This window comes from Streptomyces sp. NPDC012474 (assembly GCF_042955185.1).
Classification (GTDB): domain Bacteria; phylum Actinomycetota; class Actinomycetes; order Streptomycetales; family Streptomycetaceae; genus Streptomyces; species Streptomyces cahuitamycinicus.
Genome location: NZ_JBIBEP010000045.1, coordinates 1 through 11666, shown reverse-complemented (window position 1 = coordinate 11666; position 11666 = coordinate 1). Strand labels below are relative to the sequence as shown.

Genomic DNA, 11666 nt, shown 5'->3' with positions numbered 1-11666 from the left:
CGACCGGCATGCAGGACAGCAGCGTCCAACTCGTCGGCGGCTTCCGGTCGGTCATACGGCACTCCTGCGATGTCGCGGCTGTCGAGAGCCGCCGGCCTTCCCCGCAGGCGCCCCTCCCCCACCTTTAGACTATGCAAAGGTCGCTCCCACGACACGACTCCTGCCCCGGGCCCTTTACCCAATCGAGTCCCACGGCCCTTCCTCTGCTGCTCGAACAGGGCCGCGGAGCGATCGTCAACACCTCCTCGCTGTCCGCGCACGTGGGCGACCACCAGCGCGCGGCGTACCAGACCAGCAAGGCCGGGATCAACGCGCTCACCCGCCATGTCGCCTCCCGCTGGGGTAGCCGGCGCCGCCATGGATCTGGACGGCGTCGGAGGTGATCCCGATGACGCTCCTCGGAGATCACCACCGCCCGCTACAACAAGCTCGTCGAGCTCCTGCGCGCCCACGAGTTGGGAGCCATCGGCGACCTCGGCTTCGTCGGCCTGGACGACGACCCGGACAACCCTGTGGTCATCACCGGCTACAAGGCCGCCCGCACCCAACCGCTCACGTCGGCGAAGAAACAGGTCAACAAGCTGATCGCGTCCGTCCGAGCGGTCTGCGAGCACGCCTTCGCCCACTTGAAGAACTGGCGGATCCTCACCGAGCTCCGCACCGACCCCGCCCGCGCCACCCAGCTCCTGCGTGCTCTACTCGTCCTGACGAACCTCGAAGTCAACCGCTGAGGTCAGTAGTTGTTCATGTACCAGATCGCGCCACCGAGGAAAATCGGAAGAGTGAACGCTATCTGCAGCATCCAGGGGACACCTGGCCCCTCGTCATCAGGCTTGCCCGGGTTCTCCGCGCGCCACGTCATGAAGTCGCGCATCGCCTTCCAGTGGCCCACGACACCCAGGGCGACACCCAGGATTACCCCGCAGTAGGTGGGAAGCATCTCGTTCAGAGACCAGTCATGGTTGGCGCTGAAGGCCATGATTGCCAGGAACCCTGCCACCGGACCGCATGACACCCAGATCTTTTGCCGCCGGTTCACCATCCCGGGGAACATCGCGGCGAGATACACAGCCACACTGATCACGGCGAACAGCCACCACAGCAGAGAGGATTTCTCCGGCATCAAAACCCTTTCATCCACCCTCGCGACCGCGGTCCGAAGGCCCACCACCCACCCCGCAACGGCTGTCCGGCCCCATCGTTCCCGCAGCTCAAGCCCCACGGGGCAACCCTAGCCGCCCGCCGATGACAGGGACTGCCGGACGATCTACTCCTCAGACAGCGGCCCACGACCAGTGCGAGCATCCGAGAGTCGGTAACACCAGCCCTTTGACCTGCGATTTCAAGTTGGCGGGGGCTCATTGAGCAGCAGCGGGGCATCCAGCAACTGCCCCGAACCCGAGCCGCTCGGCCGCCTGTGCCAGGTTCAAAACCAGTCAGTCAACTCGCCCGCCACCCCAGCGGCAAACTCGACGAACCAGCATCACCCTGACGAGCCGAAGTCATCTGGCGCACCGCACTAGACCGCCCGCTTCCGCGACCTGACCCACGCGGCGAAATCCTCTATGCCGTCGATGAGCGCCTCGAAGCGGAAGGAGTGGAAGAGGTCGAAGGCATGGTGACCGCCGGGGAGTTCGGCGTAGACGACCGGGGAGGTGGAGACGGAGCGCAGGGCGGTTACGAGGGCCTTGGGGTTCTCGCTGTCCACCAGTTCGTCCAGGTTGCCGTGTGCGATGAGGAAGGGTGGTGCGTCTGCCCTTACGAGATTCACCGGCGAGGTCGCGGGGTCCCCGTCGAAGTACGTACCGAGGTAGCCGTTGAGTGCGATGGCGGCGGTCACCGAGGTGTCCGCCTCCTCGAAGCCTGGCTGGTAGGAGGGGTCGTTGGGAGTGAGGGCAGCGAGCGCCGCCATGTGTCCGCCCGCGGAACTCCCCGATACGAACACTTCCGTCGTCGGGTCCGCACCGTACTCGTTGGCGTGTTGGCGGGCCCAAGCGATGACCTTCTTCGCGTCGATCAAATGGTCGGGATGGGAAAAGGCAGGCCGTAGGCGGTAGTTGGCGCTGATGCAGACCCAGCCCTTACTCGCGAGCCGATAGAGCAGGGGCAGCGACTGGGTGCTTTTGCGGCCTTGGTCGTAGTGACCGCCATGGAAATGGATCAGTACCGGGCCGCCCACGGGGCGCGAGCGGTGGTGGTAGACGTCGAGGAGGTTGCGGCGGCCTGCTTCCCCGTAGCTGAGGTTGCTCAGTCGCCTGACATCGCCGCGACGGCGAAAGAAGGGCCTGAGCAGTATGCGCGCCAGTGGCGGCCGACGGCGCGTACCGGTACCGGCGCCGAGCGCCTCGTCCAGGGCGAGCCTGACCACGGACGCCGCCCGGATGCCCCGTCGGGCGACCACCACGAGCCCGGCAGCCGAGACTGCGGCCAGAGCGACGACCAGCCGGTCGGCGGCCGTAGCGATGTCGCCCTCCGCGAAGGCCAACGCCGTCGATGCCACCAGCGCGTATATGGCAAGGAAGGGCATCTCGTTGAAGACGAGAGCGAGCCGGTAACTGAAGTAGAAGAGCGGCTTCGGCCTGCGGATGCGGATGAGACAGAACACCGCGATCAGCGCGGCCAGCACAACAGTCACCAGATATCCCACAGCCACCAGAACCCACCCCGTTCGTCCAATGCCGGAAGTACCCCACCTGTGGTACCACGGATGGGGTACTTTGGATACGTGAATCAGGAAAGACGGGATCGTTTGCGCGATGCGGCCATCGACCTACTGGCGCAATCCGGCAGCCGGGGCCTGACGCACCGGGCCGTCGACGCCGCAGCCGATGTGCCGCTGGGCACCACCAAGAACTACTTCCCCACCAGAGACGCTCTGTTGCGGGCGAGCACGGAGCGCATCATCGAGCTGTACGAGGCGATCCCCAGAACCACGCCCGCCGACCGGCCGGGCCTCACCACCCTGCTGCACGCACTCCTGAAGCACGCCCAGGGCCCCGGCCGGATGCGGGTGCTCGCTCTCCTGGAGCTGCAGCGCGAGGCAACGCGGACTCCGTGGCTGGCGGCCTCGCTCGACGCCTTCGCCGCAGCCGACTTCGCATACTTCGAGCACGCCCAGCGCAGCGCGGGCCTACCCGTGACCCAGCAGCGCGCCGCCACCGTCACGCTGGCCCTGCACGCCGCCCTGCCCCAGCTGGTGACCGAGGGCCCCGCCACACTGACGGCAGCCGGACTCGACGACCTCGACAGCTTCGTCAACGGCCTCCTGGACACGGTGTACGGAGCAACATGAGATTGCAGAATCATGCTGCGACCCCAAGTCGCGAAGATCCGCCGGAGTGGTCCTTGATCATTGAACCTCCGACCGTCAGATGGCCCCGGGCCGGCCATACTCGATCGTGGCCGTGCCGGGGACGGGCCGCACGTCGTGGACTGCGGGACTGGACGCCATCCGCCTGGAGCCCGGCACTGACGTCGCCGCGGTGATCACGGTCCAGATCCGCGAGCTGGGCGGCTTGTTCCTTTACCCTCTGTATGTGCGGGAGTGCTGAGCGAGTTCACCTGGGCGCCCTGCGGCGGCACACCGAATGGCCGGTCAGGGCCTCGGCCCACTGCCGGCTGGCCCGTACAGATCCAGCAGGCGGGTCCGGGTGGATTGCAGTCGGTTCCCGACCACGATGGCTACACAGCGTGTGATCGCCAGCCCCAGTACCGGATCTTCCTCGATCAGTGCGCGCACCGCCGCCGCATCAAATTCCAGTGCGTGTACCGGGCCATGTGCCTCTGCGCCGAGCTGCCAGGTGTGCGGCGGGACCAGCCAGGACCAGCCGAGCAGTTCGCCATGGCCGATGGCGTCGACCGCGGCTGCCCGGCGGCCAGGAACGTGCACGTCGAGAGCAACCAGTCCGGTGATGATGGTCCAGAACCGGTCGGCCTTGCTGCCCTCTTCGAAGATGCGTGCGCCTGAAGGGAAATTCACTTCGACCGCGAACTTCAGCAAGCGGTCGCGGTCTTCGGGCGCGAGCAGTCTCAGCAAATTCGTCGTGGTGGCCATGCGGGCCCTCCCGTCTCAGAGTCACTGTCTACGCGGCATTTCCTCCTGCGGAGCGCGCCCCGGACCCGCTGGAACCTGCCTGCCTACCGTTCTCACCATGAGTCCTGGCGTCCGCGGCGCGGTGCAGATGGAGGTACAGGTCACCGGCACGGCTGTGCCTGAGCCGTTTGGTTTCATAGGGGCCGGTCGCAACGGGAGCTCAGCTTCCTGTGCTGTCACCTCCGGATAAGCGCGGCAAGCACTTCGGCTTTGCTGGTCTCGGGATGTTTTGTGGCGGTGAGTAGCGTCAGGGTGCTTTCTTCTGCGAGGTGACGCAGGTGCGCCAGGGCATCTGCACGTTCGGGATCTTGGAGCTCGGCCTGGTAGCGGTGGCTGAATTCCGCGAAATGATCGGGGTTGCGGAGGTACCACTTGCGCAGCTCCACGGAGGGCGCGACCTGCTTGCACCACTCGTCGAGGTGGGCATTCTCCTTGGTCATGCCCCGGGGCCAGAGGCGGTCAACCAGCACCCTGGTGCCGTCGGTCTGCGCCGGCGTGTCGTAGACCCGGCGGACCTGCACCGGTCGCTTGTGCGCCATGGAGGGCCTCCTGCCAAGTCTCGGCTTCTTCCGGCGTCACACGTAGTAACGAGAGATGATCTCGAGCCGCGCCGCTTCGTCCGGTCCCGGATATGCCACCAGTACCGGCAAGCCGCTGGGATCCCGGCCCTCGATGAGAGTGAAGCCCTCAGCCTCCCTCGTGTCGACGCGGTCGGAGCGGGCTCTGAGCACGCGCTCGCACCGCTGGAAGTCGTCGGGGCCGTCCGCTGTCCAGATCACGTACTGAGCGCCGACGTGGCCCACGGGATGCATAGCATTCGGGCCCACGGTGCGCAGGTACACCTGGAAGCCGTTGCGGCTCACGAGCAGCGCGGCAGTCGCGGTACGTACCGTGACCTTCATGTTCAGCAGCTCCCCGTAGAAGTCCGCCGATGCGTCATGGTCGTGGACGAACACCACGACCGAGGCCAGCCGGGGTCCGCGCGTCTCCGGTCCTCCACCGTTCGGCTCCGCATCCGGTGACGGATGGGCAGGCTCCCGTCCTGAGGCCGCCGCTTCATGTGGGTAGGCCATGAGGCCCCCTTCCACCTTCGACCGCGATACGAGGGCTTTTCGAAAGGAATTCCCGGTCCGGTTTCCACGCTACCCGGACGGTGTCGTGCCTGCTGGAAGCGTCTGGCAGGCCCCAGGGGTGCATCCCAGCCACCCGCTGCTGTAGCCGATGGCGACGAACACCGCGTAGTAGAGCAGGGCGAAGATCAAGCCGTTGACGAAGTGCGCGCCGTAGCCGAAGGCCTTGGCGCGGGCCCGGTCACTAGGTCCGCAGTCCCCGCGGCCGACCTCTGCGCCTTGTGCCGTCACCGGGCTCAGCCTCCTTGGCTCGCAGGTACCCACCGGAGGTGCGGCGCAGAAGGCAACGAGTGTGCCGTTGCTGGCCAAGCACCTGTTCAGGAGGTTCTGCGGACCACGAGGGCCGTGATGTCGTCCCGCTGTTCGCCTGCGGTCGTGGAAGCTTCCACCGGTGCGTGCCTGCTGGTCGTTGGCTCCAGCCGACGCACCGGGGTTCGCCGACTCCTGCTCGGGTCGGTCAGCGCCGCAGTGCTGCACACCGCACCATGCCCCGTCGCCGTACCCGCCGTCGGCAACGACGAGCGGCACATCGATGCCCCAACACAACAAGGGCGGCAATGCCTCTACTTGGCTGGCAGGCAGTTCGCCGGGCGGAGGCGGCTGCGCGATGTGAACGGTTCAGGAGGCAGTGACGGCGGCATGAGCGAGGGCAACGGTCTCGTGCGGGGTACCGTCGATCGGGATGGCCGCGCCGGCTTCGTCGTCGCCCAGTGGTTCGAGGTCGGCAAACTGCGTATCGAGCAGGCCGGGCGGCATGAAGTGGCCCTTTCGCGCAGTGATCCGTGCGGCAATCAGCTCGGGCGAGCCATCGAGGTGCAGAAAGAAGACCTGCGCCGCGGAGGAAACCAGCCGGTCACGGTAGCGCCGCTTCAGTGCTGAACATGACACCACTCCCCCGCTGTCCGCGTGATCACCCAGCCATTGTGCGATCTCGTCCAGCCAGGGGCGGCGGTCTTCGTCATCGAGCGGGTGGCCGGCCCGCATCTTCGCCACATTGGCTGCGGGGTGGAAGTCGTCCGCCTCGGCGTAAGGAACCCCCAGGCGCTGCGCCAGCAGCCGGCCCACCGTGGTCTTTCCCGAGGCCGACACGCCCATGACGACGACCAACGGAGCGGTGTTGTGCGGCATCCGTCCAGGTTAAGGCCTGCCTTCACATCGTGCCCGCTACAACTCGATGACCACCTTCACGTCGTCCGGTTGCGGAGTGAACGCCTCTGCCGCGCGCTCCAGCGGCACACGCCGGGTGATCAGGCGCTCAAGCCATGACAGGTCGGCCTTGGCCAGCGCGTCGGCAGCCTGGCGGTAGTGCCGCAGGTTGGCGTTGACCGATCCCACTACCGCGTCGTTCTGCAGCACCATCTCCCTGTTGATGGCGCCCGCGTCCACGGTCACCCTGCGACCGGCGGGCGACACACCGGTCAGGCACACCACTCCGTAGGGCGCGGTGCCCGTCAAAGAGGCAAAGACGAGCTCGCTCGCACCCGTGGCTTCGACGACGACATCCGGGCACACGGCGGAGATCACCTGCCCGATGTCCTCCACGTGGTACGAGGCACCCAAGTCCCGTACGAGAGCGGGCTTGGGCCCCTCGGTCACCCGGTCGAGCACATGCACCTCCAGCCCGCGCTGCGTGCCCAGGAGGGCGGCCAGCAAACCAATGGGCCCGGCACCGGTCACCAGAACGCGACGCGGCTCGAACCACGAACGGGCACCTACACGCTCCACCTGTTCCCACGCCTTCGCCACCACCGTGGTCGGCTCCATGAGCACACCGACGCGCTCCAGATACGGCTCCAGCTTCACCGCATAGTCGGCTTCCACGCACCACACCTGCGCGCCATAACCGTCGATCTCTTTGATGCCGCGTTCGGTATAGCGGCCGTTGCGGCACATGTCGAACTCTCCCCCGGCGCAGGCCCCGCACGGCTCGGGGTCCGGCCGGCGCACCACCCCGGCGACCAGGTCACCGGGCGAGAACCCGCTGCCGGGAGGTGCCTGCCGCACCCGTCCGAGAGACTCATGCCCGAGCACCAGCCGCTCACGGCCCGGAGGGGCCCAGCCGTACTCACCTCGGGCGATCTCCTTGTCCGTTCCGCACACCCCCACCGCCAGGCCCTGCACCAACAGTTCCCCGGCTGCCGGGACGGCCTCCGGTACATCCCGTACCTCAAGGGATCCCCTCGCCCCGGGCCGCACCGTCAATGCACGCATCGCCAACCTCGTCCCACTCGTCCGTCGGCGCCTCAAGTCCGCGCGCCGCTGCTTTCCGTCTGTCCCTCTCTGAGGTGTGTCCCGTTCAGAGCTTTTCAGCACCAGATGGTCAGGTGGGAGGGACGCGTCCGTGCGCTGCCTTCGTCCCACCGGAGGGGATAGCCCGCCAGGGCGGCCACCCCGCCGCAGCGGTCATCGAGAGACTCGGCGTCGGGGAACTGCTGGGCTGGTCCCTCCCCATCACTGGTACCTGGGAGCCCAGGCCACCAGCCCGGTGCGTGCCTACGAGTTCGACGCGACTGTGGTCCGTGAGCTGTGCGGGAAAGGACCCGGAGCTGCGGCACGACCTGTGGGCCTATGTCGCCGCGGTGATCGGAAGCCGGCTCAGGTCCGCCCGGTTGCGACTGCTCGATCTGTACGCGCCCCACGGCGCCGGCGAGGTGCCCTGACGTGGCGAGACGACTTGGCCACGAAGATGGAGTCATACGGCGTTGGTGAGCCGTGCGGGCAGGCCGACACACGGTCGGCCCGGCCTGGTGTGCGGATGCGGGCCACTGGCCTTCCAGAGACGATGGAGCGACAGGCAGGCTCTGGTGCGGGCCGCGGATGAGAGCAGCAAGCCCGTCCGCTTGGCACGCGGGAGGAGCGGCAGCGTCATGAATCCGTTGCACACGTTGAGCGATGCTGGAGTGTCGATATGGCTGGACGACCTCAGCCGGGAGCGGCTGAGGTCCGGGAGCCTGGCGGACCTGGTCGCACGGGACCGGGTGGTGGGGGTGACCACCAATCCCACGATCTTCGCCAAGGCCATCACGAGCGGCGACGCGTACGACGGACAGATCCGTGACCTGGCCGCCCGCGGAGTCGGGGTCGATGAAGCGCTGCGGGCGCTGACCACCACCGACGTCCGGCGGGCGTGTGACGTGCTGCGCCCCGCCTACGACGCGACGGACGGCGTCGACGGACGCGTCTCCATCGAGGTCGACCCCCGGATCGCGCACGACACGGAGGCGACGATCGCCGAGGCGCGGGCGCTGTGGTGGCTGGTCGACCGGCCCAACCTGTTCGTGAAGATCCCCGCCGCCCGCCAGGGCCTGCCGGCGATCACCGCGTGTCTCGGGGAGGGAATCAGCATCAATGTCACGTTAATCTTCTCCCTCACCCGCTATGACGAGGTCATGGACGCCTTCCTCGACGGGATGGAACGCGCCCGCGATGCCGGAGGGGAACTTTCTGGCATCGGGTCGGTGGCTTCGTTCTTCGTCTCCCGGGTCGACGCGGAGGCAGACGCACGCCTGGACAAGATCGGCACCGCGCAGGCGGCCGAGCTGCGCGGCCGTCTGGCGATCGCCAACGCGCGCCTGGCCTACCAGCACTACGAGCGGGTTCTCTCCTCGCCCCGCTGGCAAGCCCTGCGAGGGGCGGGAGCCCATCCGCAACGGCCGCTGTGGGCTTCGACCTCCGTCAAGGATCCCGCCTACCCCGACACCCGTTACGTGACCGAACTGGTCGCACCCGGCGTGGTCAACACCATGCCTGAGACCACCTTGCGCGCGGTTGCCGACCACGGCCGCGTACCGGCCGACTCGATCCGCACCCACTACGACGACGCTGAGCAGGTTCTCGCCGGGCTACGGACAGTCGGGGTGGACTACGGCGACGTCGTGCAGACCCTTGAGGACGAGGGCGTGTCGAAGTTCGACGCCAGTTGGGAGCAGCTTTCGGAGCAGCTCGCCGAAACGTTGCGGAGCCGTCCCGCAGCCCAGGAAGGGAACTGACGATGTCCACGAACGACGCGTGTGTGATCGTCGGTGCCAGCCTGGCCGGGGCCAAGGCCGCGCAGGCCCTGCGCGAGGAGGGCTTCGACGGCCCGCTGGTTCTGATCGGGGACGAAAGTGAACAGCCTTACGAACGGCCACCGCTGTCCAAGGGCTACCTGACGGGCAAGGACGCGCGCGAGCAGATCTACGTCCATCCGCCGCAGTGGTACTCCGAACACAACGTGGACCTGCGGCTCGGTATCCAGGTCACGGCCGTCGACCCGGCCGCGCGCGAGGTGACCCTCGCCGACGGCAGCCGCGTCGGCTACGGCAAGCTGCTGCTGACCACCGGATCCTCCCCGCGCCGCCTGCCCGTCCCGGGCGCGGACCTGGAGCAGGTGCTGTACCTGCGGCGGGTCGAGGACAGCGACCACATCAAGGAAGCGTTCCAGTCCGCCTCACGGGCCGTGGTCATCGGCGCGGGCTGGATCGGCCTGGAGACCACTGCCGCCGCCCGCACGGCCGGTGTGGAGGTCACCGTGCTGGAGATGGCAGAGCTGCCGCTGCTGCGGGTCCTCGGCCGCGAGGTCGCTCAGGTCTTCGCGGACCTGCACCGCGATCACGGTGTGGATCTGCGGTTCGGCGTTCAGGTCGCCGAGATCACCGGCAGCGGCGGCGCGGCGGACGGAGTGCGGCTGGCCGACGGTACCCGCATCGAAGCCGACGTGGTGATCGTCGGGGTCGGCATCATGCCGAACATCGGGCTGGCGCAGGAGGCGGGCCTGGAGGTCGACAACGGCATCCGCGTCGATGAACGGCTGCATACCTCCTACCCGGACATCTACGCCGCCGGTGACGTGGCCAATGCATTCCACCCGCTGCTGGGCAAGCACATTCGCGTCGAGCACTGGGCCAACGCGCTGAACCAGCCGCAGACCGCGGCCAAGGCGATGCTCGGCCAGCAAGACCCGGTGTACGACAGGGTGCCGTACTTCTTCACCGACCAGTACGACCTGGGCATGGAGTACGCCGGGTACGTCGAGCCCGGCGGCTACGACCAGGTCGTCTTCCGCGGTGACGTCGCCGGACGCGAGTTCATCGCCTTCTGGCTCGCCGACAACCGGGTGCTCGCAGGCATGAACGTCAACGTCTGGGACGTCAACGACCAGCTCCAAACCCTCGTCCGCACCGCCCAGCCAGTCGACACACGCACGCTCACCGACCCACAGGTGGCCCTCGAGTCTCTCCTCCCCGACGTCGAGCACCGGTGAGCGGTTGAGCAACCGGTGATAGCGCCAAGGCCGGTGCGGCGAGGACAGTGGTACGGGCAGTGGCTGCACCGGTAGCGGTGTGACAGATGCGACGACCGCTTCCCGAATGCTGATCGGATTGCTGCCGGCCGGCCGACGCGAACCGCTTTGGAAGGATTCACGATGACCGACACTCCCGCGCCTGTCCCGGCTGGTCCGATCGTGGTCGGCACGGACGGCTCCCCACAGGCCCGGCACGCCGTCCTCTTCGCTCTGCACGAGGCACAGCTGCGCGGCACCGGTCTGCGGGCGGTCTGTGCCTATGACTACACCCCTGCTCGTTTCACGGGCTACGGATGGATGGCCGGACCCGAAGGTGCCTCCACCCTTTATGAACAGCTCCACGACGTCGCCCGGCAGGCGGTGACCGAGACGGTCCACGAACTACGGGAGCAGCTCGGCGGACCTCACGTGGAGGTGGAGATCATCGCCGAGGCCGGCCGGCCGGCGCAGGTTCTGCTGGACGCGAGCGAGGACGCCTCTCTGCTGGTGGTCGGAACCCGCGGTTCAGGCGCCTGGGGGCGCCTCACACTCGGATCGACCAGCACCGAGGTCGTACACCACGCTCGCGTGCCCGTCGTCGTCGTGCCTGCCGACTCCCGCGGCGCCTCCTCCTGACGAACAAGGAGCGACTGCGCGCGACTGCGGCATGCCGCTCACGGGCGGTGGGTCCCTCGCGGGCGAGCAGGTCGTACTCGCTGACCGGGCCGACCACCGCGCCGGCGGTGTCCAGGCCTCACCACCGCTCGTCGTCGCCTACGCCCTGGCCGGCTCCATGGCCGTCGACCTCACCCGCGACCCGCTCGGCACCGACGACGGCCGGCCCGTCCACCTGCGCGACATCTGGCCCACCCAGGACGAAATCCAGCAGGCGATCTCCACCAGCCTGCGGCCGAGCATGTTCACCGACGGCTACGCGGACCTGTTCACCGGCGACGAGCAGTGGCAGGCCCTGCCCGCCCCCGAGAGCGACTTGTACGCCTGGGATCCCGCCTCGACCTACGTGCGCAAGCCGCCCTACTTCGAGAACATGCCCCGAGTGATGGCCGACCCCGTCCCAGCCCCCACGCCTAGGGCCTGTCCGGTGAGTCGGCAGGGTCCTCTTGCCTGCCTTCTAGGCTGGCGCCATGGACAACGGGCTCGCTCACGAGGAAAGCGCCTT

General features: G+C 67.8%; 15 protein-coding genes and 2 pseudogenes. 9 read left to right on the top strand and 8 right to left on the bottom strand.

The annotated features are described in order from the left end of the window. Window positions 1-131: 131 nt before the first annotated feature. On the top strand, window positions 132-383 hold the full coding sequence (locus tag ACFY9S_RS40470; protein ID WP_391139123.1) for an SDR family NAD(P)-dependent oxidoreductase: 252 nt from the start codon (window positions 132-134) through the stop codon (window positions 381-383). Between the two features lie 72 nt (window positions 384-455). Further along, window positions 456-731 (top strand): transposase family protein, encoded by a 276-nt coding sequence (locus ACFY9S_RS40465; protein ID WP_391139121.1) that lies wholly within the window; start codon window positions 456-458, stop codon window positions 729-731. A 2-nt stretch (window positions 732-733) separates the two neighbouring features. On the opposite strand, the gene ACFY9S_RS40460 is transcribed toward ACFY9S_RS40465, so the two are convergent. Together ACFY9S_RS40460 and ACFY9S_RS40455 are read right to left on the bottom strand one after the other, a co-directional pair. Beyond that, window positions 734-1222 carry a hypothetical protein gene (locus ACFY9S_RS40460; RefSeq protein ID WP_391139119.1) on the bottom strand — a complete coding sequence of 163 codons (489 nt, stop codon included), beginning with the start codon at window positions 1220-1222 and terminating at the stop codon, window positions 734-736. Between the two features lie 297 nt (window positions 1223-1519). Next, entirely contained in the window at window positions 1520-2653 is a 1134-nt protein-coding gene (locus ACFY9S_RS40455; RefSeq protein WP_391139117.1) for an alpha/beta hydrolase fold domain-containing protein, read from the bottom strand. Window positions 2654-2725: 72 nt separating this feature from the next. On the opposite strand from ACFY9S_RS40455, the gene ACFY9S_RS40450 reads away from it, so the two are divergent. Beyond that, on the top strand, window positions 2726-3292 hold the full coding sequence (locus tag ACFY9S_RS40450; RefSeq protein ID WP_391139115.1) for a TetR/AcrR family transcriptional regulator: 567 nt from the start codon (window positions 2726-2728) through the stop codon (window positions 3290-3292). A gap of 303 nt (window positions 3293-3595) precedes the next feature. Here ACFY9S_RS40450 and ACFY9S_RS40445 read toward each other — a convergent pair whose 3' ends face one another. From ACFY9S_RS40445 to ACFY9S_RS40430, 4 genes are all read right to left on the bottom strand, one after another. Further along, window positions 3596-4054 (bottom strand): cyclic nucleotide-binding domain-containing protein, encoded by a 459-nt coding sequence (locus tag ACFY9S_RS40445; protein ID WP_391139113.1) that lies wholly within the window; start codon window positions 4052-4054, stop codon window positions 3596-3598. 215 nt (window positions 4055-4269) lie between these two features. Continuing rightward, complete coding sequence (locus tag ACFY9S_RS40440) at window positions 4270-4632, bottom strand: DUF488 family protein (RefSeq protein WP_391139111.1); 363 nt, start codon at window positions 4630-4632, stop codon at window positions 4270-4272. Window positions 4633-4668: 36 nt separating this feature from the next. After that, window positions 4669-5166 carry a VOC family protein gene (locus ACFY9S_RS40435; protein ID WP_391139109.1) on the bottom strand — a complete coding sequence of 166 codons (498 nt, stop codon included), beginning with the start codon at window positions 5164-5166 and terminating at the stop codon, window positions 4669-4671. A 69-nt stretch (window positions 5167-5235) separates the two neighbouring features. Beyond that, window positions 5236-5454: a hypothetical protein gene (locus tag ACFY9S_RS40430; RefSeq protein ID WP_391139108.1), complete on the bottom strand. Its 219-nt coding sequence runs from the start codon at window positions 5452-5454 to the stop codon at window positions 5236-5238. On the opposite strand from ACFY9S_RS40430, the pseudogene ACFY9S_RS40425 reads away from it, so the two are divergent. Continuing rightward, window positions 5368-5712 (top strand): annotated as a pseudogene (locus tag ACFY9S_RS40425) (universal stress protein); the annotation flags it as partial. The gene ACFY9S_RS40430 and the pseudogene ACFY9S_RS40425 overlap by 87 nt on opposite strands. Window positions 5713-5841: 129 nt before the next feature. Here the strand turns inward: ACFY9S_RS40425 and ACFY9S_RS40420 are convergent. Continuing rightward, window positions 5842-6351, bottom strand: coding sequence for a gluconokinase, GntK/IdnK-type (locus tag ACFY9S_RS40420; protein WP_391139106.1), 510 nt, complete (start codon window positions 6349-6351; stop codon window positions 5842-5844). A gap of 36 nt (window positions 6352-6387) precedes the next feature. Beyond that, window positions 6388-7434: an alcohol dehydrogenase catalytic domain-containing protein gene (locus ACFY9S_RS40415; protein ID WP_391139104.1), complete on the bottom strand. Its 1047-nt coding sequence runs from the start codon at window positions 7432-7434 to the stop codon at window positions 6388-6390. Between the two features lie 308 nt (window positions 7435-7742). Here ACFY9S_RS40415 and ACFY9S_RS40410 point away from each other — a divergent pair, with 308 nt between their 5' ends. From ACFY9S_RS40410 to acnA, 5 genes and pseudogenes are all read left to right on the top strand, one after another. Further along, window positions 7743-7883, top strand: coding sequence for a hypothetical protein (locus ACFY9S_RS40410; RefSeq protein WP_391139102.1), 141 nt, complete (start codon window positions 7743-7745; stop codon window positions 7881-7883). A gap of 207 nt (window positions 7884-8090) precedes the next feature. Further along, entirely contained in the window at window positions 8091-9212 is a 1122-nt protein-coding gene (gene tal, locus ACFY9S_RS40405) for a transaldolase (protein WP_391139099.1), read from the top strand. A 2-nt stretch (window positions 9213-9214) separates the two neighbouring features. Beyond that, window positions 9215-10465, top strand: coding sequence for an FAD-dependent oxidoreductase (locus tag ACFY9S_RS40400; protein WP_391139097.1), 1251 nt, complete (start codon window positions 9215-9217; stop codon window positions 10463-10465). Between the two features lie 162 nt (window positions 10466-10627). Then, on the top strand, window positions 10628-11122 hold the full coding sequence (locus tag ACFY9S_RS40395; RefSeq protein ID WP_391139095.1) for a universal stress protein: 495 nt from the start codon (window positions 10628-10630) through the stop codon (window positions 11120-11122). Between the two features lie 115 nt (window positions 11123-11237). Then, a pseudogene (gene acnA / locus ACFY9S_RS40390) lies at window positions 11238-11564 on the top strand (aconitate hydratase); the annotation flags it as partial. Window positions 11565-11666 lie beyond the last annotated feature (102 nt).

Excerpts from the sequence above, each read along its gene's own strand:
- ACFY9S_RS40435 (WP_391139109.1), bottom strand. The coding sequence starts at position 5,166 with ATGGCCTACCCACATGAAGCGGCGGCCTCAGGACGGGAGCCTGCCCAT.
- ACFY9S_RS40470 (WP_391139123.1), top strand. The coding sequence starts at position 132 with ATGCAAAGGTCGCTCCCACGACACGACTCCTGCCCCGGGCCCTTTACC.
- ACFY9S_RS40400 (WP_391139097.1), top strand. The coding sequence starts at position 9,215 with ATGTCCACGAACGACGCGTGTGTGATCGTCGGTGCCAGCCTGGCCGGG.
- ACFY9S_RS40395 (WP_391139095.1), top strand. The coding sequence starts at position 10,628 with ATGACCGACACTCCCGCGCCTGTCCCGGCTGGTCCGATCGTGGTCGGC.
- ACFY9S_RS40415 (WP_391139104.1), bottom strand. The coding sequence starts at position 7,434 with ATGCGTGCATTGACGGTGCGGCCCGGGGCGAGGGGATCCCTTGAGGTA.
- ACFY9S_RS40420 (WP_391139106.1), bottom strand. The coding sequence starts at position 6,351 with ATGCCGCACAACACCGCTCCGTTGGTCGTCGTCATGGGCGTGTCGGCC.
- tal (WP_391139099.1), top strand. The coding sequence starts at position 8,091 with ATGAATCCGTTGCACACGTTGAGCGATGCTGGAGTGTCGATATGGCTG.
- ACFY9S_RS40445 (WP_391139113.1), bottom strand. The coding sequence starts at position 4,054 with ATGGCCACCACGACGAATTTGCTGAGACTGCTCGCGCCCGAAGACCGC.
- ACFY9S_RS40440 (WP_391139111.1), bottom strand. The coding sequence starts at position 4,632 with ATGGCGCACAAGCGACCGGTGCAGGTCCGCCGGGTCTACGACACGCCG.